The organism is Agrobacterium tumefaciens, assembly GCF_017726655.1.
Classification (GTDB): Bacteria; Pseudomonadota; Alphaproteobacteria; order Rhizobiales; family Rhizobiaceae; genus Agrobacterium; species Agrobacterium tumefaciens_B.
On record NZ_CP072308.1, the window covers coordinates 485,712 to 508,191 of the forward strand.

The 22,480-nt window shown below is 60.1% G+C and carries 21 protein-coding genes and 1 riboswitch; of the genes, 11 read left to right on the plus strand and 10 right to left on the minus strand.

Annotation, left to right across the window (positions count from 1 at the left end; translation table 11 throughout):
- Positions 1-63 precede the first annotated feature (63 nt).
- The gene (locus AT6N2_RS02520) at positions 64-714 is read left to right on the plus strand and encodes a hypothetical protein (RefSeq protein ID WP_209088224.1); all 651 of its coding nucleotides are present in this window, start codon (positions 64-66) and stop codon (positions 712-714) included.
- A gap of 247 nt (positions 715-961) precedes the next feature.
- On the opposite strand, the gene sthA is transcribed toward AT6N2_RS02520, so the two are convergent.
- The 3 genes from sthA to AT6N2_RS02535 form a co-directional block, all read right to left on the minus strand.
- Entirely contained in the window at positions 962-2,365 is a 1,404-nt protein-coding gene (gene sthA / locus AT6N2_RS02525; protein WP_209088227.1) for a Si-specific NAD(P)(+) transhydrogenase, read from the minus strand.
- 623 nt (positions 2,366-2,988) lie between these two features.
- Entirely contained in the window at positions 2,989-3,522 is a 534-nt protein-coding gene (locus AT6N2_RS02530; RefSeq protein WP_209088229.1) for a DUF1003 domain-containing protein, read from the minus strand.
- Positions 3,523-3,632: 110 nt separating this feature from the next.
- Positions 3,633-5,573 carry an LTA synthase family protein gene (locus AT6N2_RS02535; RefSeq protein ID WP_209088231.1) on the minus strand — a complete coding sequence of 647 codons (1,941 nt, stop codon included), beginning with the start codon at positions 5,571-5,573 and terminating at the stop codon, positions 3,633-3,635.
- A 226-nt stretch (positions 5,574-5,799) separates the two neighbouring features.
- On the opposite strand from AT6N2_RS02535, the gene AT6N2_RS02540 reads away from it, so the two are divergent.
- On the plus strand, positions 5,800-7,479 hold the full coding sequence (locus tag AT6N2_RS02540) for an NAD+ synthase (protein WP_209088234.1): 1,680 nt from the start codon (positions 5,800-5,802) through the stop codon (positions 7,477-7,479).
- A 156-nt stretch (positions 7,480-7,635) separates the two neighbouring features.
- Here AT6N2_RS02540 and AT6N2_RS02545 read toward each other — a convergent pair whose 3' ends face one another.
- Entirely contained in the window at positions 7,636-8,013 is a 378-nt protein-coding gene (locus AT6N2_RS02545; RefSeq protein ID WP_209088237.1) for a glyoxalase superfamily protein, read from the minus strand.
- A gap of 184 nt (positions 8,014-8,197) precedes the next feature.
- Between AT6N2_RS02545 and AT6N2_RS02550 the strand changes: the two genes are divergently transcribed.
- Both AT6N2_RS02550 and bluB read left to right on the plus strand, forming a co-directional pair.
- Positions 8,198-9,028, plus strand: coding sequence for a TolB family protein (locus tag AT6N2_RS02550; RefSeq protein ID WP_209088240.1), 831 nt, complete (start codon positions 8,198-8,200; stop codon positions 9,026-9,028).
- A gap of 126 nt (positions 9,029-9,154) precedes the next feature.
- Positions 9,155-9,337, plus strand: a riboswitch (cobalamin riboswitch).
- Positions 9,338-9,432: 95 nt separating this feature from the next.
- Positions 9,433-10,149, plus strand: a complete 717-nt coding sequence (gene bluB / locus AT6N2_RS02555) for a 5,6-dimethylbenzimidazole synthase (protein ID WP_063948886.1) — start codon at positions 9,433-9,435, stop codon at positions 10,147-10,149.
- 192 nt (positions 10,150-10,341) lie between these two features.
- Here bluB and AT6N2_RS02560 read toward each other — a convergent pair whose 3' ends face one another.
- Both AT6N2_RS02560 and AT6N2_RS02565 read right to left on the minus strand, forming a co-directional pair.
- Complete coding sequence (locus AT6N2_RS02560; protein ID WP_209088243.1) at positions 10,342-11,442, minus strand: DUF2865 domain-containing protein; 1,101 nt, start codon at positions 11,440-11,442, stop codon at positions 10,342-10,344.
- Positions 11,443-11,577: 135 nt separating this feature from the next.
- Complete coding sequence (locus AT6N2_RS02565) at positions 11,578-13,893, minus strand: NADP-dependent malic enzyme (RefSeq protein WP_144574121.1); 2,316 nt, start codon at positions 13,891-13,893, stop codon at positions 11,578-11,580.
- 229 nt (positions 13,894-14,122) lie between these two features.
- On the opposite strand from AT6N2_RS02565, the gene AT6N2_RS02570 reads away from it, so the two are divergent.
- Positions 14,123-14,962, plus strand: coding sequence for a UDP-2,3-diacylglucosamine diphosphatase (locus tag AT6N2_RS02570; RefSeq protein WP_063948889.1), 840 nt, complete (start codon positions 14,123-14,125; stop codon positions 14,960-14,962).
- 257 nt (positions 14,963-15,219) lie between these two features.
- Here AT6N2_RS02570 and dgcA read toward each other — a convergent pair whose 3' ends face one another.
- Entirely contained in the window at positions 15,220-16,203 is a 984-nt protein-coding gene (dgcA, locus tag AT6N2_RS02575) for an N-acetyl-D-Glu racemase DgcA (protein ID WP_209088246.1), read from the minus strand.
- Between the two features lie 143 nt (positions 16,204-16,346).
- On the opposite strand from dgcA, the gene AT6N2_RS02580 reads away from it, so the two are divergent.
- From AT6N2_RS02580 to AT6N2_RS02595, 4 genes are read left to right on the plus strand one after another with little or no spacing between them, the layout of a single operon-like run.
- Positions 16,347-17,507, plus strand: coding sequence for an ABC transporter permease (locus AT6N2_RS02580; protein ID WP_209088249.1), 1,161 nt, complete (start codon positions 16,347-16,349; stop codon positions 17,505-17,507).
- Between the two features lie 10 nt (positions 17,508-17,517).
- A complete protein-coding gene (locus tag AT6N2_RS02585) occupies positions 17,518-18,354 on the plus strand; it encodes an ABC transporter ATP-binding protein (RefSeq protein ID WP_063948892.1) in 837 nt (278 codons plus the stop codon).
- A gap of 8 nt (positions 18,355-18,362) precedes the next feature.
- A complete protein-coding gene (locus AT6N2_RS02590; RefSeq protein ID WP_063948893.1) occupies positions 18,363-19,733 on the plus strand; it encodes an MCE family protein in 1,371 nt (456 codons plus the stop codon).
- 15 nt (positions 19,734-19,748) lie between these two features.
- Positions 19,749-20,354, plus strand: a complete 606-nt coding sequence (locus AT6N2_RS02595; protein WP_063948894.1) for an ABC-type transport auxiliary lipoprotein family protein — start codon at positions 19,749-19,751, stop codon at positions 20,352-20,354.
- A 56-nt stretch (positions 20,355-20,410) separates the two neighbouring features.
- Here AT6N2_RS02595 and AT6N2_RS02600 read toward each other — a convergent pair whose 3' ends face one another.
- A complete protein-coding gene (locus AT6N2_RS02600; RefSeq protein WP_063948895.1) occupies positions 20,411-20,848 on the minus strand; it encodes a PACE efflux transporter in 438 nt (145 codons plus the stop codon).
- A gap of 251 nt (positions 20,849-21,099) precedes the next feature.
- Between AT6N2_RS02600 and AT6N2_RS02605 the strand changes: the two genes are divergently transcribed.
- Together AT6N2_RS02605 and AT6N2_RS02610 are read left to right on the plus strand one after the other, a co-directional pair.
- Positions 21,100-21,258, plus strand: a complete 159-nt coding sequence (locus AT6N2_RS02605; RefSeq protein ID WP_172801600.1) for a hypothetical protein — start codon at positions 21,100-21,102, stop codon at positions 21,256-21,258.
- A gap of 152 nt (positions 21,259-21,410) precedes the next feature.
- On the plus strand, positions 21,411-21,659 hold the full coding sequence (locus tag AT6N2_RS02610) for a hypothetical protein (protein WP_063948896.1): 249 nt from the start codon (positions 21,411-21,413) through the stop codon (positions 21,657-21,659).
- A 119-nt stretch (positions 21,660-21,778) separates the two neighbouring features.
- Here AT6N2_RS02610 and AT6N2_RS02615 read toward each other — a convergent pair whose 3' ends face one another.
- Both AT6N2_RS02615 and AT6N2_RS02620 read right to left on the minus strand, forming a co-directional pair.
- Positions 21,779-21,967: a hypothetical protein gene (locus tag AT6N2_RS02615; protein WP_063948897.1), complete on the minus strand. Its 189-nt coding sequence runs from the start codon at positions 21,965-21,967 to the stop codon at positions 21,779-21,781.
- 262 nt (positions 21,968-22,229) lie between these two features.
- Entirely contained in the window at positions 22,230-22,460 is a 231-nt protein-coding gene (locus tag AT6N2_RS02620; RefSeq protein WP_063948898.1) for a hypothetical protein, read from the minus strand.
- Positions 22,461-22,480: the final 20 nt, after the last annotated feature.

Here is a 22,480-nt window from a genome sequence, read left to right on the forward strand (position 1 = left end):
CTTACGCTTTTACCGTGCTTTCCGGGTTCTCCCGGTGCGCCCTTAATTTGCCAGGGGACAATCATGTCGCTCCGAACGGGTTTTGCCCTTTTTGTTGTTCTTTCCGCTGCCATGGTGCCCGCTGCCCATGCCGAGGAAGGCGGGTTGATCTGGAAGCCGGTCAAGAATTCCGATCTGTCCTACACGGCGCGCATAGGTGCCAAGCTGCCGGTCGATACGCCGATCCGGGCGGGGCTGGAAATGGGGATGAGCGCGTCCAGGGGCGGGCAGCTGGTGGATACGCCGGTGCGGCTGTGGGGTAATGTCACGTTGCTGGCCGAACAGTTACCCGGCGTTTCGCTTGCCCGTGATGTTGGAGTCATCTTCAATGCGCTGACGGGTTCGAGCAGCATTTCCGTGACGTCGCAGCAGAAGCGCATCGTCACGCCGGAACTGGATATAGAGGCGAACCGCAATGTCACCATGCGGTATGACGGAACCGTGCAGCAATGGAACGGGCTGGATGTGTCGCAATCTCTGCGCCTGTCCCGCGCGGAAACCGGCACCGCCTTCGTGCTGACAGGGGCAAGCCGCAACAGCTTCAACGAATTCAGCAGTGGCGTGGCGGTCGAGCAGAAGCTGGGTGATCACCTGACGCTGCGGGGCACGCTCGATCAGGGTTATGCGGATCATTTCCGGCCGGGGGTGAGTGCGCGGTATAGTATTCGGTGGTGAGGGTTCGGGCGGGCTGTGGCACGCGTTTGCAGGTACCGCGAGATTAAGACAAGCGCGTCTCCTCCGTCATGCCGGACTTGATCCGGTATCCAGCCAAGGGGCGTCTGCGCCGTGAAGACTCTTTTGCGATCAAAGACTTGAGCGCGCTGGATCCCGGCGCAAGGCCGGGATGTCGAGGTGGGGGCCATGCTTCTCAAAAGGCCGACGAAAAGACGTCGCCGTCTCAACCGCCGCCCTCCGTGCAACCTCAATCCTTCTTGATCTCACCCATGCGGTTCCAGGCATCCAGCCCGGCGATCTTGTAAGCTTCCGCAAGTGTGGGATAGTTGAACGTATTCTCGACGAAATACTCCACCGTGCCTTTGAGGTTCAGCACCGCCTGGCCGATATGCACCAGTTCGGTGGCGCCTTCTCCGACGATGTGGACGCCGAGCAGGCGGCGGGTTTTCAGCGAAAAGATCATCTTCAACAGGCCGCTGTCGAGACCCATGATGTGGCCACGCGAGGTTTCGCGGAAATGGGCGATGCCGCATTCGTAGGGAATGCCGCGTTCGATCACTTCTTCTTCCGTTAGACCGCAGGTGGAGATCTCAGGCACGGCATAGATGCCATAGGGAAAGAACTGCGGCGGTTCGCCGGCGGGTGCGCCGACGGCATGGCGGGCGGCGATGCGGCCCTGTTCCATGGAAGTGGAGGCGAGGCTCGGGAAACCGATTATATCGCCGGCGGCATAGATGTTGGGTACAGAGGTCTGGAAGGTTTCGGGGTTGACCTTCAGACGGCCGCGGCTGTCGGCCTCCAGCCCGCAGGCCGAAAGGTTGAGCGTATCGGTGGCGCCGACACGGCCGGCGGCGAAGAGCACGGTTTCGGCTTTCAGAACGCGGCCATTGCCGAGCGAGACAAGACATTTGCCGCTTTCGTCGCGTTCCACCTTCTCCGCCTTCTGGCCGAAGATCAGCTTCATGTTGCGGTCGCGCAGTTGATAGGCGAAATCCTCGACGATTTCCTTGTCGATGAATTCCAGCATGGTTTCACGCGGTTCCACCACCGTTACCTGCGTATCGAGGGCGCTGAAGATGGTGGCATATTCGATACCGATGACGCCGGCGCCAACCACGATCATTGAGCGCGGCAATTCCTTGATTTCGAGGATCTCGTCCGAATCGAGCACTGCTATGCCATCAAAGGGGATATGCGGCGGGCGGTAGGGCCGGGTGCCGATGGTCAGCAGAATGGAGGTGCCGGTGACCTCCAGAACCTCACCATCGTTTTTTACCACCTTCATGGTGTTGGCATCAACGAAGCTTGCCGTGCCGCGAATGTGCTGCACGCGGTTACGGGCAAACTGGTGCTCCAGGACCTCCACCTCGTGATCCAGCGTGATGAGCAGGCGGCGGCGCAAGTCTTCCGCATCGATCTCCTGCTTGACGCGGTAGGCGCGGCCGTAAAATCCGCGCTCGCGCCAGCCTGTCAGATTGAGCGCGGTTTCACGCAGGGTCTTGGAGGGAATAGTGCCGGTATGCACCGAGACGCCGCCGACGCGGCTGCCTTTTTCGATGACCAGAACCCTCTTTTCGAGCTTGGCGGCCTGAATGGCGGCCCGTCTGCCTGCCGGACCGCTGCCGACAACAATGAGATCGAACTGGTGCATGAAAAACCCCGGAATAGACTGCATTAGGATTACCGGATGTCGCATCCGGCAAGGCGTGGTCGCGAATTGGTCGTGATGCCCTGTCGACGATGGGGAGTGATTCCCCCGTTTACCTTGCCCGCCAGAGTGCAATGCAACAAACGACTGCGTCAATCTGTAGCGCAAGAATCTGACGGATTCGTAACTGGGTGTGGATTTTCAGCGGGGTGTCCGTTCGCATCTGTCGTATGGCGCGTGTGGCTTACCCCCTCTGCGCTGCCGGGCAGAGGGGGTTGAAGCCTCATGCATTTCGGTCCACTTTCCAGTTCCAAAACCCCAACAGCTTCATCCCGCCCAGCGCTGCCGGGCGGGTGATTGCTAGAGAGCATCGGGCGATTGCCCGGCTGCGCTTCGGTTGAGTTGGTGTGGACAGGATGCGTTGCGCAGCCGGGCCTTTCACCATGCCGTATCTCGCAAGGGCCGTGCACTGCGCCTTGCGAAATGGTCCTGTCGTCACGAACGCGCCACCGTCCCCATCAGAACCGTCCCTCGGTTTACGCCACGTCTGGCGACCACCCGGCAGGACTGTTGAGAAGATAACAGCGGTGAACCGGGTGGGGAAAAGCGGGCAAGAAATTTTCGCGTCAGTCGTCTTTTTTGCTGACGTGGCGGTGAAGTGTTGCGATCTCCTGGCGAAGCGCCGCAAGTTCGGCCAGCACTTTCACATCGATCTTCTCGTGCAGGGAAAGGACCTCGAGCTCGGCCTTCAGGTTCACCTCATAGTCCTTTGCGGCCTCGAAGCGGTCGCGGGCTGCCTGCCGGTTTTGCGACATCATGATGATCGGTGCCTGAATGGCGGCAAGCATGGACAGAAGCAGGTTGAGAAAGATGAACGGGTAGGGATCGAACGCGCGCGTCGTCAGTATGATTGTGTTGATCAGCGCCCAGAAGATCAGGAAAAAGCAGAAGCCAAGGATAAATCCCCAGGAGCCGCCTACCTTGGCGATATTGTCGGCCAGCCTGTCGCCGAAACTGGCGCCGGCGGAAAATTCCGCGTTGGTGTCGCTCGAAATCAGCTTTTTCTGGTGTGAGAGTTCGAGGATACGCCGCTCGACCTCACCGATATCACGGGATGAGCGTTTGAAATGCGACGTGATATAGTCGGAGATGTCTGACACGGTGTGTCTCCGGTTCAAGGGGGGCCTCTGCCTTTCGAGATAAACCCGCATGGGGGCGGAATTCAAACGATTTCCACCACCATGCGGCTAAGGCGTCCCCGCCGAGACGGTCAGACAGCTGGCGTCACTTCATGCAACCAGTTGAAACCCGGGAAGAAGCGCTGCCGGCCAAATTGCTGGCCGAACATCATGTCGAATTGCAGCAGGCGATAATCGCGCACCACCTCAGGCACCGCGTTGGGCGCAATCGACCAGTCGGGCAGGGCGTTACCGTCGGTCGTCACCAGCATGTGGCGGTCGATGACGGAAAACGCCTTTTGCACCTCGCCCAGCGTGCCGGTGTAAAAAGGATCGGAAAAGCCTGCGGTCTTCAACACGTGGTAGGGCAGAAGCGCGGGGCTGATGGTGCCGATAGTCTTGCGCACGCCCTTCTTCGAGGACCAGACGACCAGCGGCGTTTCGTGTTCTTTCTTCATCACCTCCAGCGGCGCGCGGCGACTGGCCACCATGCCCGGCATGTAGCCGCTTTCCACGAAAGTCTGGCCGAGCGGCGGCAGATGATCGCCGAAGAGCACAATGATGGTCTCACGGTCGCGTTTCTTTGCCCAGCGCATCAGCTTCAGCAGCGCGTCGTCGGCTTCGGCCACGCCTTGAGAATAGGTGGCGAGCGCCTGCGAGGCGGAGGCGGAAAGATCGCCCGTCACGCCGATCGTATTGTCCGCATAACGGTCAGCCTCGTAAGGGCCATGTCCCTGCAGGGTGACAGCAAAGAGGAAGAGCGGGTTCTGCGCCTTGTCGGCGGTCTTCATGATCTCGTCCATCAGCGCGTCGTCGGAGGCAAAATTGCCGCGTTTTTCCATCGCGGGCAGCGTCTCTTCCGAGCGGAATTCCTCGAAGCCGAAGTTTTTATAGACCTGCTTGCGGTTCCAGAACCATTCCTGGAACGGATGCATGGCAATGGCGGAATAACCTTCGCCACGGAAGAAGCTGGCGAGCGAGGGTACCGGACGACGGATGTATTGCTGATAGGGAATGCTGCCATAGGGCAGGAAGGCGTTGGAGAAACCGGTCAGCGCCTCGAATTCCACATTGGCCGTCATGCCGCCGAATTCCGGCGAAAACACATGGCCCGACTGTTTGGCGCGGATCGTTGGCATGGGATCGGTCGAGAGATGCACGTTTTCGAGCCGGGTTGGATCCCAGAGAGACTCGCTCATCAGCATGATGACGTCAGGGTAATCACCCTTGTTGGCGGCAAAAGATGCCGGTTCGGAGGTGAGTTCGGCGATGCTGTTTTCGCCGTAACCCTCCGGCGCCGAGACATTGGCCATCGGAATATTGAAGGCGAAGGCCATCAGGAAGCCGTTATGGCGGTAGTTTTCCTGCTGGTCCCACATCATCGGGATGATGTTGAGCCGGTCGCGCGCCCAGGAATAGTGCGAGTAGTCCATCAGCGAGGCGAGGCCAGCGAGCACTGGAAGTGTCAGTGCAAGGCCCACGGCCCGCTCCCGTAGCCTCAGCACCGGCGAGTGGCGGCGCGCCAGCAGCCAGAGAGCGGCAATAGCGGCGATCATGGCGCAAAGGCCGAGACCCACCAGCAGCGCTGTCAGCGGCTGCGCCTTCAACATGGTCGGCAGAAGCTCGACAATCTGCCGTCCGAACAAGAGGTCTGATGGATAGAGCGGATCGGAAAGGTAGGTCTGCTTCTGCGCGGAGATCAGCCCCACAAGGGCGCAAAGCGGTGCGACCACGATAAGCGACAGATAACGTCGGCCAAGCAGCGAATCCAGCAAAACGAGGAGGGCAAGCACGGCGGCAACCGTTGTCATGCCGGGGCGGGCCGACGAGGTGAGGAATGCGCCGATATCCGTCAACGAACCACGAGCGATCCATTCGAGCAAAATGACGAGCACCAGCGATGCAATCGCCAGATGGACAAGCGTGGAAGCGGTGCCCGCAAGCTTCGAAAGGCTCTTGAGTCCCGAAGGCGAAAAGACAAAACCAGCCTTTTCGGAAGCCGTTGTTTTTGGCGCCGAATGTCTCAAACCCATACTCCGGTATTTCAGGCGACACGGCCGATCCGGGGAGGTGAATCGGGTGTCGCAAAAGTGTCATGTAACTGTCACATAAGCGCGATGAACGCGACATGAACTTTAAGGAATGCGCATATAGGCGCGATAACCTTCGCGTGAGGGCGGCAGTGTCGAGAAACGTACGAATGAATATAGGGGGAATTGCTGCGTTGCGGAGCGATCACGGGCGCGGTATTGAAGGGACATGAGCGACAGACACGATATAGCGAACCATCTGCGGATTGCCGTCGGGCAGTTCAATCCCACTGTTGGCGACGTGGCGGGCAATCTCGCCAAGGCGCGTGAGGCAAGGGCCGATGCGGCAACCCAGGGTGCCGATCTTCTGCTTCTGACCGAACTGTTCATTTCAGGCTATCCGCCTGAGGATTTGGTGCTGAAGCCGGCTTTCCTGAAGGCGTGCCTCAAGGCTGTCGAGGAACTGGCAGCCGAGACTGCGGACGGCGGGCCGGGTATCGTTATCGGCTTTCCGCGACAGGGCGAGACCGGTCGGCACAATTCCGTGGCGCTTCTGGATGGTGGCAAGATCATTGCGCTGCGCGACAAGATCGACCTGCCGAATTACGGCGAATTCGACGAGAAGCGCGTGTTCTCCGAAGGGTCGATTTCCGGCCCCTATAATTTCCGCGGGGTGAGGATCGGTATTCCGATCTGCGAGGAAATCTGGAACGACATGGGCGTCTGCGAGACGCTCGCCGAAAGCGGGGCGGAAATTCTGCTGGTGCCGAACGGTTCGCCCTATTACCGCGGCAAGCTGGACGTGCGCCATCAGGTGGCGCTCCGACAGGTAATCGAAAGCGGGCTGCCGCTGGTTTTCGCCAACCAGCTGGGCGGACAGGATGAGCTTGTTTTTGATGGCGCCAGCTTCGGCTTCAATGCCGACAAGACACTTGCCTTCCAGATGAGCCAGTTCGAGGCGACGCTCGCCGTAACCGACTGGAAACGCACGGCGGATGGCTGGCGCTGCGAAAGCGGGCCGTTTTCGAAGATTCCCGAAGGCGAGGAAGCGGATTACCGCGCCTGCATGCTGGGCTTTCGGGATTACGTCAACAAGAACGGCTTCAAGAGCGTGGTACTCGGGCTTTCCGGCGGCATCGATTCGGCGATCTGCGCCGCCCTTGCGGTCGATGCGTTGGGTGAGGAGCGGGTGCGCTGCATCATGCTGCCATACCGCTATACCTCGGAAGAATCGCTGAAGGATGCCGCAGATTGCGCAAAAGCGCTCGGCTGCCGATACGATATCGTGCCGATCGTCGAGCCGGTGGAAGGCTTTCTCTCGGCGCTGTCAGAACTTTTCGAGGGCACCGAAGAGGGCATCACCGAGGAAAACCTGCAGAGCCGCACGCGCGGCACCATTTTGATGGCCGTTTCGAACAAGTTCGGATCCATGGTCGTGACGACGGGCAACAAGTCCGAGATGTCGGTGGGTTACGCCACGCTTTATGGCGACATGAATGGCGGCTTCAACCCCATCAAGGACCTCTACAAGATGCAGGTCTATGCCATTTCCACCTGGCGCAACGCCCATGTACCGCCGGGCGCGCTCGGACCTTCCGCCGAGGTGATCCCCGCCAACATCATCGCCAAGGCGCCATCGGCCGAATTGCGCCCCAACCAGACCGACCAGGATTCGCTGCCGCCCTATCCGGTGCTAGACGATATTCTGGAATGCCTTGTCGAAAAGGAAATGTCGGTCGAGGAAATTCTGGCGCGCGGCCATGATATCGCGACCGTGCACCGGGTGGAGCATCTGCTTTATCTCGCCGAATACAAGCGCCGCCAATCAGCGCCGGGTGTGAAGATCACCAAGAAGAATTTTGGGCGTGACAGGCGGTATCCGATTACCAACCGGTTCCGGGATCGGTGATTGAAGGAAGACGCTGGTAGCGGATGTTTTGCCCGGCGTCGCCGCTCGTTTCTTCTCCCCGGCGGGGAGAAAAAACGAGGGGCATGCGCTCGTTCCACAACAAGCCTTCGCGTTTAAGCAAGCGGCGCGGAGAAAACCCCGCGCCGTTCACTCGCCTTAAATAGCCTGCCCCACATCGATGCGGTTGCCGTCAGGGTCTTCAAACACAAAGGCCCTGAGGCCATACTCCTTGTCCTGCAAGCCCTTGATAATGCGCAGCCCATGTTTCTTGCAAACCGTGTGCAGCGCATCGACATCGCTGACCATCATATGCGCGACGTTGAAAGGGGCTGCCCTGTGGGCCGGCTGCAATGTCAGGTGCAGCTCGGCATTGCCCTGTTTCAGGATGATGAAGCCGACGGGATTGCCGTTTTCGAAGGTCTTTTCGAAACCGAGCACGCCGACATAAAAATCATGGGCCTTTTCGATATTCTTGACAGGAAGCATTGCGGCGATCCGGCCGAAGCGGATGCCGTGATCGGCGATGGTATTCATCGCGGAACCTCGAATCTGGGAGAAACGGGGAGGGCCGCGGACGGTGCCGGGGCACAGGCGTTTTTTCCGGTTTGAATTTGCAGGACGGTGCCTGCCGCCCTAGGATCATAGCCACGGCGGCGACGGATTCAAATGGAATGTCTGCGCCGTTGCGGTCGGAACATTGACAAGCCCGGGAGGCAGAATGCGCAGCTCCATCGAAATCTTCAACATCCGGACCCGGCAGATGCGGGTGGTGTGGCGGACGCCTGAGCTGTTCGAAGCGCCGAACTGGTCGCCCGATGGCAAATATCTGCTGCTGAACAGCGAAGGGCTGCTTTACCGCCTGTCCCTTTCCGGTGACGCGTCGCCACAAAAGGTCGATACGGGTTTCGCAATCCAGTGCAACAACGATCACGGCATTTCGCCCGACGGTTCGCTTTACGCCATTTCAGACAAGGTGGAATTCGGCAAAAGCGCCATCTATCTTCTGTCCTCGGCGGGCGGCGCGCCGCAGCTGATGACGAAGAACCTGCCCTCCTATTGGCATGGCTGGTCCCCCGACGGGAAAAGCTTCGCCTATTGCGGTATTCGCGATCAGGTTTTCGATATCTATTCCATGGACATAGACAGCGGCGTTGAAACACGCCTTACCCATGGTGAAGGCCGCAATGACGGCCCGGACTATTCGCCTGACGGTATGTGGATCTATTTCAATTCCAGCCGCACGGGCCAAATGCAGATCTGGCGGGTGCGGGTGGATGGCTCAGCTGTGGAGCGTATCACCGACAGCCCCTATGGCGACTGGTTTCCACACCCGTCTCCGAAGGGAGACAAGGTGGTGTTCATTTCCTATGATGGCGACGTTTTCGACCATCCGCGCGATCTCGATGTACGCGTGCGGCTGATGGATATGGACGGCGGCAATGTGGAAACGTTGTTCGAGCTTTTCGGCGGGCAGGGCACGATGAATTCGCCCAACTGGTCGCCGGATGGGGATGAGTTCGCTTATGTCAGGTACTTCCCGGTGGCGTGATGCGGTTCTGACGAGGCGGTGTACCCCCTCCCTTCACTCCGGCTCAGGGCCGGAATGACGGAGGCGGGGAGCACGGTCATATTGTCGCGCGGCCTTGGCGACACTTGCGTTCGCACGCTATTTTGCCCATAGCTTCAACGGTCAGGTGCCCGCCTTTGCAGCGGGAGAATCGGGAATCCGGTGAGAGACCGGAACGTGCCCAACGCTGTGAAGCGGATGCCCTTTTTCTCATGCCACTGAAGTTATTCGGGAAGGCGAAAGGGGCGGATGAAGCCTAGTCAGAAGACCGGCCTGGCAAAATAGACCGAACCGCGCGGACGGCGGCAGGTTGATGGAAAGCGAGTCGTCGCTGCGAACCCTCCATGGTTTCGGCACCGGCCCGCCCGCATTGTTAGGGATAAACGATGCCGACCGAACCGCCCTTCACAACGCCACCCGACGCCAATCCTTTCGATCATGCGCTTTCACCCGCCCGCCCGTTTTCCAGCGAGGAGCGCGAAGCGATCTACCGCGCCATCGAGACGCGGCGTGATGTGCGCGACCAGTTCCTGCCAGACCCGCTGCCGGACGATCTCGTCGAGCGCCTCCTGAAAGCGGCGCATGCCGCTCCCTCCGTTGGTTTCATGCAGCCGTGGAACTTCACCCTCGTTACCGACGGCGCCGTGCGCCAGGCGGCATGGGTGGCCTTCAGCCGCGCCAATGAAGAGGCGGCGGCGATGTTTGCGGGCGAGAAGCAGGCGCTCTACCGCAGCCTGAAGCTCGAAGGCATCCGCAAGGCCCCGCTCAGCATCTGCGTCACCTGCGATCCGACACGGGGTGGCAAGGTGGTGCTGGGCCGCACCCATAATCCACGCACGGATGTCTATTCCACCGTCTGCGCCATCCAGAACCTCTGGCTCGCGGCCCGCGCCGAAGGCGTCGGCGTCGGCTGGGTCAGCATTTTCCACGACAGCGATATCAGGGCCATTCTGGATATCCCCGATCATATCGAGATCGTCGCCTGGCTGTGCCTTGGTCGCGTCGATACGCTTTATACAGAGCCGGAACTGGCGGTGAAGGGCTGGCGGCAGCGCGTGCCGCTGGAGGAGCTTGTGTTTCGTAACCGCTGGGGTGGGGAGTAGACACGGAGGCCTGCGAATAGGTCGGGACATTGCCGTGCATTTCTTCTCCCCGCCGGGGAGAAGGTGGCCCGAAGGGTCGGATGAGGGGGTAACGGTAGAGATTTTCGGAGAGCTTTCCCCCTCATCCCGCTGCCGCGACCTTCTCCCCGGCGGGGAGAAGAAATACGCCTCGCGCGCTCGCTCGCGACGTAGTCACTGCTGCGGCTGGATGCCTTTCAGCGCCGGGTTTTTCAGGTCGATCTTGCCGGTCTGGTCCGGCAGGAATTTGGGTCCGATGATACGCACTTTTGCATCGTTCGGGTCATAGTCGCGCTCGGGAACGGGTTGTTCAGGCGGCTTTGCTGCCTGCTGCTCGGCGGGCTTCGGAGCCTTGTCACCTTGCGGCGATGGAATGGTGGTGATGCTGGAATAGGGCTTATCCGCTTCCGGCCGGGACGCCTGTTCCTGCTTTTGCATCTCCTGGTGATAGGCGGCCATGTTGCAGGCGCAGCCGGGCGCTTTTGCGGAAGAATTGCGATAGGCGAAGGCGGTCGGCAGGTCCCTGTAGGGTTTTCCGGTTTCAGCGGACACCATGTCTGCTGTTTCCTGATCCGTCATGGAGTGGAAATAAAGCTCCGTCTCCGTTCCCGGGCACATTTTCTGGCATTGCTCGGCCTGGGCGCGGAAATCAAGTGGCGAGGCATTGGAGGCGATCGGGAAGAACGATCCGTCGCAGGTGCGCACGCAGAGTGTTCGAAGCCCGCCCTCGGTGGCGGCGTTGGGGTAGGGCGAAAGGCCCGCCTGTCCCGGCTCATCGCCATTCTGCCTGAAGGCATCGGGATACCGGGTCACATCGGGCGCAGGCGATGCTTGGCGGTTCATATCCTCTGCGGGGCTGCAGCCATTGGCATCAAGGGCGGCGAGAATGCGCTCGCGCCTGACGTTGCTGTCATCGTTGCGAGCGCCCGCCATGGCCTCATCGCGGTCGCGGATGATCGCGTCGCGCTCGGCCTCGGCATCCACCAGCGCATCGCCGATCTCGGCGCAGAGCCCGGCATTGGGATTGCCATACACAATGACACTACCGGACGAGCAGCCATAGCTGCGCATGTCGTTTCTGATCTTGCGGATGACGATGTTCTGGCGGGCGAGCGCATTGGCGTAACCCCGCACCTCGGCCGTGTTGCCGATGACACGGGGCGGTTCGCGCAACTGTTGATACAGCGTATCGCACACCTGATCCGCAAAAGCGGCGGCAGGAGCGATGAAAACAAGGGGAAGCAGGAGGCCGATGATGCGGCTGCGCCGGGTCAATTGTGCGATCCGTATGATGTCCCCGGCCGGTGGCAGGGGTGTTATGCTTCAGGAAATCCGTGTTTCAGGAAGATAACATAAGCTGTTGCCGCATTGCGGCAACAGCATGTTCAAAACTGCGTTAATGCGCCTTCATCACACCGAAGGGTGCGAGGCCTGCACCACGGCAAAGGCCGCCATGTTGACGACGCCGCGCGAGGTGACGCTGGGCGACAGGATGTGGGCGGGCAGGGCCGTGCCGAGCAGGATCGGGCCGACATGCAGGCCTTCCGTCAAGGTGCGGGTGACACCGAGCGTGATATTGGCGGCATCGAGATTCGGGAAGACCAGCAGGTTTGCCTCGCCGGTCAGCACGCTGTTGGGCATGGCGCGCTTGCGCAGTGCTTCCGACAGGGCCGAGCCGCCCTGCATTTCGCCGTCCACTTCCAGTTCGGGTGCAGCCTCCTGCACGATCTTCAGGGCGCGGCGCATCTTGCGGGCGCTTTCGGAATCGCGCGAGCCGAAATTGGAATGGCTGGCGAGCGCGATCTTTGGCGTGATGCCGAAGCGGCGGATTTCCTTCGCCGCAAGGATCGCCATCTCGGCCACTTCTTCTGATGTCGGGTCGTTGTTGACGAAGGTATCGGTGAGGAACAGCGCGCCCTGCTGGGTGATGAGCAGGCTGAGGCCCGCGAAGGAGCGCACGCCGTCCTGCTTGCCGATGATCTGGTTCACGTCTCGCAGATGGCGGTCGTAACGGCCTTCGAGACCGCAGATCAGCGCATCCGCTTCGCCGCGCTTGACCGAAAGCGCGCCGATGACGGTCGTGTTGGTACGCACGATGGTACGCGCCGCTTCCGGATTGATGCCGGCGCGACCAACGAGGGCGAAATAGTCATCCACGTATTCGCGGTAGCGCGGATCGTCTTCCGGGTTAACCACGGCGAAATCCGTATGTGGGCGGATGCGCAGGCCGAAGCGCTTGAGGCGCGTTTCGATGATCTGCGGACGGCCGATGAGGATTGGAATGCCGGTGCCCTCTTCCAGCAGCACCTGGGCGGCGCGCAGTACGCGTTCGTCTTCGCCTTCGGCAAAGATGATACGCTTCTTTTCGGCAGCTTTGGCGGCGTTGAAGACCGGCTTCATGATGAAGCCCGAGCGCCAGACGAAGCGGTTCAGCTGGTCGAGATAGGCTTCGAAGTCGGTGATCGGCCGGGCGGCGACGCCGCTCGCGGCGGCAGCACGGGCGACGGCCGGGGCAATGCGCAGGATAAGGCGCGGATCGAAGGGCGAGGGGATGAGGTAGGTCGGGCCGAAGATCGGCGTTTCGCCGCTATAGGCCTTGGCAGCCACTTCGGAGACTTCCTCACGCGCCAATTCGGCGATGGCCTGCACCGCGGCCATCTTCATTTCTTCGTTGATCGTGGTTGCGCCGCAATCGAGCGCGCCGCGGAAGATATAGGGGAAGCACAGCACGTTGTTGACCTGGTTCGGGAAGTCCGAGCGGCCGGTGCAGATCATCGCATCCGGGCGGGCGGCACGCGCCTCTTCCGGCATGATTTCAGGCTTCGGGTTGGCAAGCGCGAGGATGAGCGGGTTCTCCGCCATGCGCTCCAGCAGTTCCGGCTTCAGGACGCCTGCCGCCGACAGGCCGAGGAAGACATCGGCGCCATCAATGGTTTCAGCCAGCACGCGCTTGTCGGTCTTCTGGGCGTAAACTTCCTTCCACTCGTCCATCAACGTGTTGCGGCCGTCATAGACAAGGCCCTCGATGTCGTGCACCCAGATGTTTTCTTTTTTGGCGCCCATCGCAACAAGGAGGTTGAGGCAGGCAAGGGCCGCCGCACCGGCGCCTGACGCCACGATCTTGACGCTGGACAGAGACTTGCCGGCGAGTTCCAGAGCGTTGGTGACAGCGGCGGCGACGATGATCGCGGTGCCATGCTGGTCATCGTGGAAGACCGGGATGTTCATCTTCTCGCGCAGCTGGCGCTCCACCTCGAAACATTCCGGCGCCTTAATGTCCTCAAGGTTGATGCCGCCGAAGGTGGGTTCCAGCGCCGCGATGGTGGAGACCATGTCGTTGATGCCGGGCGCATCGATTTCGATATCGAACACATCGATGCCGGCGAATTTCTTGAAGAGGACGGCCTTGCCTTCCATAACGGGCTTCGAGGCAAGCGGGCCGATATTGCCAAGGCCAAGAACTGCCGTGCCGTTCGAGATGACCGCGACGAGATTGGCGCGGGCCGTGTATTCCGCTGCCATTTCGGCGTTCTCGTGGATGGCAAGGCAGGGGGCGGCGACACCCGGCGAATAGGCGAGCGCCAGATCGCGCTGGTTGCCGAGCGGCTTGGTGGCCTGGATCTCCAGCTTGCCCGGGCGCGGGTAGCGGTGGAAAAAGAGCGCCTGTTCCTCGATGTCGGCCTTTGCCGTGTTGGCGGGCGTGTTGTTCTTATCGTGAGAGGTCATGTCTTCCACCGTCGTATCTGGTTTTATTTCGGCCCCCTGAATACAACAAACTTACCCGTGGTACAGCCGTTATTTGACCGTACCTTATGCAAATGCCGCCATGGCTTATTCGCGTTTTCGTGAAAGCTTTCGTCATATTCCCTGCAAAAAACGGCCGCTGTCATGTTGCTGAAACACGAGTCTGGTTCTGAGAGGGAAGAAAGCCGCAGGGACGCAACCGAACAGGGGGATGATATCCGTGGCCGGTCAAATTGAAACCAGACAGTTCAGAACGCTTTTCATTTCAGATGTTCATCTTGGTTCAAAGGCAGCCAAGACGGATTATCTGCTCGACTTCCTGAAATACCACGAGGCCGAAACGATCATCATGGTCGGCGACATCGTCGACGGCTGGCGCCTGCGCCGCAGCTGGTACTGGCCACAGGGCTGCAACGACGTGGTGCAGAAGCTTCTGCGCAAGGCCCGCAAGGGAACCCGCATCGTTTATATTCCCGGAAACCATGATGAATTCCTGCGGGAGTTTCCCGGCATGCATTTCGGCGGCATAGAAGTTGCCGAGCGCATGATCCACGAGGCGGCGGACGGCAAGAAATATCTGGTCATCCATGGCGACGAGTTCGACGTGGTGGTGCGCAATGCCCGCCTGCTCGCTTATCTCGGTGACTGGGCCTATGATGCGGCGATCGCCATCAACATCGCCCTTGCCGCCGTGCGTCGCCGCATCGGCTTGCCTTACTGGTCGTTCTCGGCCTGGGCGAAGCTGCAGGTCAAACACGCCGTCAACTTTATCGGCGAGTTCCAGCGCGTGGTGGCGGATGAGGCGCGGCGCAACAATGTCGACGGCGTGATCTGCGGCCACATTCACCACGCCGTCATGGAAGACATGGATGGCATCCGCTACATCAACACCGGCGACTGGGTGGAAAGCTGCACGGCGATTGCCGAAAATGCCGACGGCACGTTCGAGCTGATCACCTGGATGCAGACGAGCGAAGTCATTGCCGAGCAGACATCGGATGAGATGGAGCCGGTGAATATTCCGGGGCTGATCGGGAAACATGCGGCTTGAGATTTGGCCTGTAGGCTAAAGGAATACTTGGCCTTCGGTGTTTTCCGTGAGATCAGTGCAGGCTCGTGTGAAGCGAGCGGTTGCCACCTGTTTCTTCTCCCCGCCGGGGAGAAGTCCGCGGCAGCGGGATGAGGGGGCGAGCTCGCCGTAAACCTCTACCGTTGCCCCCTCATCTGACCCTTCGGGCCATCTTCTCCCCGGCGGGGAGAAGAAACAAGGGGAGAGGTTGCGGCTCATCAGGATTTAATTTCAGGGGCTTACCCCCACAATTCCGGCCGTGCCGGATAGACCAGCGACCCTTCATAAACCAGCCCCGCTTCACGGTCCTCAGCCAGCAGCAGCGGCCCGTCGAGATCGGCAAAGGCTGCGCCTTGAGCGGCCAGCACAGCGGGCGCCATGCCGAGCGAGGTGCCGAGCATGCAGCCGACCATGATGGTGAAACCGAGCCTTTCGGCCTCCGCCTTCATGACAAGCGCTTCCGTCAGGCCGCCGGTCTTGTCGAGCTTGATGTTGATGGCATCGTAACGGTCGCGCAGGCCGGCGAGGTCCTTTGTCGAATGCACGCTCTCGTCGGCGCAGATCAAAACCGGATGGTCGATGCGGGTGAGAATCGCGTCCTTGCCGGCGGGAAGCGGCTGTTCGATCAGCGATATCTTCAGTTCTGCTGCAAGCCTCAAATAATATTCGATATTGTCGTCGTTCCAGCCCTCATTCGCATCGATTATGATGCGCGCCTCGGGCGCGGCGGCACGAACGGCGCGCAGGCGGGCCTCGTCGTCGGCTGTGCCGGTCTTGATCTTCAGCAGCGGGCGGGTGGCATTCTGTGCCGTCTTTGCCGCCATGGTGTCGGGATCGGAAAGCGAGATCGTGTAGGCAGTGACGAGCGGCTTTACCGCCTGTCCGACAACCTGCTCGGCGGCGCTCTTGCCGCTCATTTTCGCTTCGAGATCCCACAATGCGCAATCGACGGCGTTGCGGGCCGCGCCCGGTTTCATCGCCTGCTGCAAGTCCTGCCGTGTCAGGCCGCCAGCGATCTGCTCGGCCATAACCTCGATGTCGGCGATGACGCCCTCAATGCTTTCGCCATAACGCGGGTAGGGCACACATTCACCTTTACCGGTAAAGGAACCATCCCGGATGGTGCACGTTACGACATCCGCATGCGTCCGGGTGCCGCGTGAAATGGTGAAGCTGCCAGCAACGGCGAAACGTTCTGTTGTGGCTTGAAGGTAACGGGGCATGTTTTTTCACTTCCTGATCGGTGTCAAAAGACACATGACGCCAAATTTATCGCGAATTGTCGGCTGTCACTGTGGCTTGCCGTGAGCCAAAACGTTATGAAACCTTTAAGAATCTCGTGACGGCTGCACTCGCTCGGAGCATTATGCAAGAACAGGACACACGGCAACAGGCGAACCCGGCCGCAATTTCCGCAGACGATACCGTCTCCGGCGGCGCGTCGCGTTTTGTGCTGAGCGGTTCCTGGCGCAACAGCAATCTCTCCGGCATTTTCCCCATTCTCGACAAGATCGAGAAAGACGCGTCTTCCAGCGCTGCGGAAATCGATCTCTCGTCCATCGAAGCGATCGACACCACCGGTGCCTGGATCATCCAGCGTCTGCGTCGGGATCTTGAGGCGAAGGGGGCCACCGTCACCGTAACGGGAAACGACCAGATTGAAGAGGTCATTTCCCAATTGCCTGAAAAGGTGGAGATGGAGGGCGAGGCCCCCAAGAAGGTGGGGCTCGCCGAGCGCATCTTTGCACCGATCGGCCAGGCCGTCGTGCAGAACGGCGCGGATTTCCTCGCGGGGATGTATATTCTCGGCTCGGCCGTGCGCGGCGCGCAGATGAAGCTCGGGCGGGGACGCGGCGTTTCGCCGGCGGCGATCGTCAACCAGATCGACCATATGGGCGTGCGCGCCGTGCCGATCATCATGCTGATGTCCTTCCTGATCGGCGCGATCATCGCCCAGCAGGGCGCGTTCCAGCTCCGGTATTTCGGTGCCGAAGTCTTCGTCGTCGATCTCGTCGGCATTCTGCAATTGCGTGAAATCGGCGTTCTCCTGACCGCGATCATGATCGCCGGTCGCTCCGGCAGCGCGATCACGGCTGAAATCGGCTCGATGAAGATGCGCGAGGAAATCGACGCGCTGAAGGTGATCGGTCTCAATCCGGTTGGCGTGCTCGTCTTCCCGCGGCTGGTGGCGCTGACGATTGCGCTGCCGCTTTTGACCATTCTTGCCAATTTTGCAGCGCTTTTCGGGGCAGCCATTGTCACGCTGCTTTATTCCGGCATCACATTTGAAGTGTTCCTGTCGCGCCTGCATGGGGCGGTGGAGGAATCGACCATTGCCGCCGGCATGATCAAGGCGCCGTTCATGGCGCTGATCATCGGCATCGTCGCGGCGGTGGAAGGCATGAAGGTGGGCGGTTCGGCGGAATCGCTCGGCAAACACGTCACCTCGTCGGTGGTAAAGTCCATCTTCGTCGTCATTCTGGTGGATGGCCTCTTTGCCATCTTCTACGCAGCCATCGATTTTTAAGGAGGGCGCGTTGGAAACCCTGGACCAGAAGCCGCAAGAGACAAAAACCGCAAAGGACGGCCGCGAGGCAGTGCTTTCCGTCGAGGGCGTGACTGTCGGCTTCAATGGCCGCAACGTGCTCGAAAATCTCGATCTCGACGTCTATCGCGGTGAAATCCTTGGCTTCATCGGTCCATCCGGTGCCGGCAAATCCGTGTTGATGCGCGCGATCCTAAGGCTTCTGCCGCGGCAGGCGGGTGCGATCCGCATTCTCGGCACCGATTACGACAAGGCCAGCGAAGACGACCGCATGATGCTTGACCAGCGGCTCGGCGTGCTGTTCCAGCAGGGCGCGCTGTTTTCCGGCCTGACGGTGAAGGAAAACATCCAGCTGCCGATGCGGGAATATCTCGACCTGCCGAAGAAGCTGATGGACGAGCTGGCCTATCTCAAGATCGAGATGGTCGGCCTGAAGCCCGATGCGGGTGACAAATACCCGTCGGAACTCTCAGGCGGCATGATCAAGCGTGCGGCGCTCGCCCGGGCCTTGTCGCTCGATCCCGATCTCGTCTTCCTCGATGAGCCGACATCCGGTCTCGATCCCATTGGGGCGGCGGAATTTGATATGCTGATAGCGCGCTTGCGCGATTCGCTTGGCCTGACCGTTTATATGGTGACGCACGACCTCGACAGCCTGTTCTCCGTCTGCGACCGCATTGCGGTGCTGGGGCAGAAGAAAGTGCTGGTGGAAGGGACATTGCAGGACATGTTCGCCTGCGACGACCCGTGGGTGCAGTCCTATTTCCGCGGCAAACGGGCACGCTCTGTCGTTCTTCCGGACGGCAAACACGAAAATCCGGTGGAGTAACGGGAAGCATGGAAACCAAGGCGAACTACACCATAGTCGGAATTTTCACGCTGATCGTGATCGCCGCCGCATTCGGCTTCGTTTACTGGATGGCGGAATTCGGCCGTGGCGGCCCAACGGCGCAGCTTGTCGTGCGTATTCCGGGCTCGGCTAACGGCCTGTCCGTCGGTTCGCCGGTGCGGTTCAACGGCATTCCCGTTGGTACGGTGCGCGGGCTTGCTATCGACCGCGACGATCCGGCCTATTCCATCGCCTTCACCGAAGTGCAGGCAGACGCGCCGGTTTTCCCGTCCACTCGCGCGGTGCTAGAAATTCAGGGCCTGACGGGTGCCGCCTATATCGAGCTTTCCGGCGGCAACAAGGATGGCGAGCGCATTCTGCAGAAAGCCGTCGAAAGCGGTGTTCCGGCCGAACTGACCGCCGATCTTTCGAGCGTCACCAACCTGCTTGCCACTGCCGACAAGATACTGAAGCGCGCCGATGGCGCGATCGGCGAATTACAGGGTTTCGTGCAGGACGCGCGCGGCCCGCTGACGCAGACGGTGCGCAATGCCGAGAAATTCTCCGATGCGCTGGCGGCCAATTCCGATGGCATCAAGAATTTCATCGCGAGCCTGAGTTCGCTTTCCACGACGGTCCAGTCGGTCTCGGTGCGCCTCGACGGCACGCTCAGCGCGGTCGAGGACCTTGTGAAGGCGGTGGATGCCGGCAAGATCGATTCCATCCTGTCCAACGTCGACAAGGTCACGAAGGATGTCGCGTCCGCTTCCAGCGACATCCAGGGCATCATGGACACGGTGCAGAGCACAGCGAAAAACTTCGAGGCGGCGAGCACGGAAGTACAGACGGTGGTCAAACGCGCGGATGAGCTTCTCGCCTCCGTCGATCCCGCCAAGGTGGGCAACGTGGTCGATGACGTGTCGTCGGCAACGGCCGATGCGCGTGACGCCGTCGCAAACTTCAAGCGGATTGCCGACGATGTTGGCGCCCGTCGCGCCGATATCGACCAGGCGGTATCCGACTTCACCGAGATGGGCCGCAAGCTGAACCTTGCCTCCAGCCGCGTCGATGGCATTCTTGCCAAGGTGGACGGCATGCTCGGCACTGATGATGCCAACTCGCTGTTTGCCAAGGCGCGCGAGACGCTCACCTCCTTCAAGGCGGTGGCCGACAATCTCAATGCCCGCATCGGCCCGATTGCCGATAATCTGACGCGCTTCTCCAGCTCGGGCCTGAAAGATTTCCAGGCGCTGATCGGCAGCACGCGCCAGACGGTCGATAATCTCAACAACGCCATCACCAACATTGACCGCGATCCGCAACGGTTGATTTTCGGCGGCGAAACCGTGAAACAATATGACGGCAGAACAAGGCGCTAAGAGGGGTATGGGCCAATGAGACTATCGATGAACGGCCAGATGCGTCGCGCCTTCGTTCTTGCACCGCTGCTCGCCGCGATGATGGCGGGTTGTGCTGGCGCGCCGAAAAACGATACATTCGATCTCTCCGTCTCGCCGGCTGCGGTGACGCAGGGGCCGTCGCTGAAAAGCCGTCAGCTGCTGATTGCCGATCCGACGGCGCTGAAGGCGCTCGATAGCGAGAACATCGTGGTGCGTCTCTCCGGCTCCGAGGTGCAATATCTCGGCAACTCCCAATGGAGCGACCGTCTGCCGCGCATGGTGCAATCCAAGCTCGTGGAAGCCTTCGAGGATACCGGCAAACTCGGCGGCGTCGGCCGCCCGGGGCAGGGCCTCGCCATCGACTACCAGGTCGTGAGCGATATCCGCGCCTTCGAGATCGATACCGCTCGCAACGTGGCGAATATCGAAATTTCGGTGAAGCTTCTGAATGATCGCAACGGCACGGTGAGGGCGCAGGAGGTGTTCCGTTCCAGCGCCCGCGTCAGCGGCTCCGGCAACGCCAATTTCGTCAAGGCACTCGACCAGGCCTTCGCCGCCGCCACGCGCGAGATCGTGGCCTGGACGCTGAAGTCGCTCTAAGCGTCGCGCTGCGTCAAAAGCGGCGCTTAAAGGCCAATTTCGGGGATAGACGCCGCTCAGGCGGCGTCCTGCTGTGACTTCCATTCCGGCAGGGGGAAGACGCGGTCGTAGCTCCAGTTGAAGACGAACGCATAGACCACGTAAAAAAGCGCGAACGAAATATCCATCACGAGCGCGTGTACGAGGCTGATGTTCAGATACCAGGCGATGAACGGCATCAGCACGATCAGCAGGCCTAGCTCGAACAGCACCGCATGGGCGACCCGAAGGGTGGGCGTTTTCAGTGTCGTGCCCTTCAGGCGCTGCATGGCATGGTCGAAGCCGAGATTGTAAACGTAGTTCCAGACCGTCGCGAGCGTGGCGCTGACAAGCCCGACGACGCCGATGTCTTCCATGGGCATGCCAAAAAGCAGTGCGCCAAGCGGGATGACAAGCAGAAGGCCGATGATTTCGAAGCTGAGGGCGTGGCGGATACGATCTTGCAGGGAGCGCATTGCATTCTCCGGTTTTTGACCGGGCCGTCCCGCATGCTGTTGCCGATATGGCCGAGGTCGTCCTCGCGCTCGCTGATATAGAGCCTTGGGGCCGATATTTCAAGCAAGGGCGACGGGGGCCGGGGCGTTCCGCGTGTTTCTTTCCAACCGATGAGCAGAAGACATCAGCGCATTTCTGCCCTGTGCCAACGAAAGCGTGATCGGAACAAGAGCAGCTCATTTTCGTTATCGCTAACGGAAGGAGGCGCGCAATGCAGCACAATACCTCTGAAGGAAGAACCATAAAAGCCGCCAATGTGGCGACGGTTTCAACCTATACGCCAAATCTCATATCCCTCAAGGGAAGTTACGTGGCGATGATATTTCGCCGGCCGCTTTGCCAAAACCCGCTGGATGTGCGGAAGAAATAAAGACGTTGACCTTGCCTAATGGCCGTCGAAGGCCAGTGATGACCACGACTGCCGACCAGGAATGATAGTTTTAGATGTCTCTAAAGTGTGATTTTCAATCCGGCTTGTCTCCACATAGACTGGAGATGCCATAAAAGCGAAGGGAGAATGACATGAAATCAGTTCTCATAATCGCCGCTGTCTTTGGTTTTTCAGCCAGTGCAGCGCTCGCGGAATGCGCAGGTCATGAAAAGATCAATGCTTCCGTTCCTGCCGTCGACCGTGAATTCAAAACCGCAAGCATCGTTCCGCCGACCGACCCGGCAGAAAAGCCGGTCGTTATCCTGAAAAAAACCGACCGCCTGCCGGGAGCGGTTGCCGCGACCGGCGAGCCAGAGGCTGCGATGCAGCGCATGCAGTAAACCAACATTACATCCGTTAGAACGTGAAATCCCGTGCGTGATGAACATCCGCACGGGCTTTTCGTTTCAGCGCCCTGAGGACGTCTTTCGCCGATATAGGCGTCCTGTCGCCCGTCGCCTCAGCTGTCCAGCTTCAATGACAATTGTTTCGGCCCGTCATTCTTTTTCAGAACATAAAGCGGCCGGGTAATGATGACTTCCGTTCGCCGCTGTAACTCGCGCCGCCGTTCGAGCGCGCGCTCCCGCAGGTCACGCGAGCGGGCAACGACGGAAAGGGCATTTTCTATGGCTGCGTCTGATGTGTTCATCGCTGACCTCCATAATGTTCACTTTATGTTCTCATTATTGGGTGCTTATGTCAACACTATGGCAGCGCCGGTGAATTGGCCGGCGCCCCGTTGCTATGGCGCCCAGCCGTGCCTCGCCTTGTAGAGGTATGCATAAGTGCGGTGCAGCTCTGCCCGCGCGACGGCCCGGCAGTGTCGACGGGGACACTCCGGTGCTGCAGCTTCAACTTCAAGGAAGATGTCTTGGGGACGGAGAGACGTCCTGAGAGGCTTTTCGGGGAGTTTAGGAGAGGGGGCGTTGATCGGCCACAGGAGCGGCGGCGGTGGCCATGAGATCGGTCAAATGCTCGCTGGCGAGTGCAACGATGGCGAGGGCAGCCTGCTGGCGGTTCCAGCCGGCGTCTTCGGCTTTTTCAATGAGCCCCCGAATGGAAGGCTCCAGCGCGAACTGGCATTCCGCCTGATAGTCCATGGTGTCGATCGACAGCGACGGGGAATTGATAGCGGCCCGCATCTTTTGGTCTCCCTGTTTTC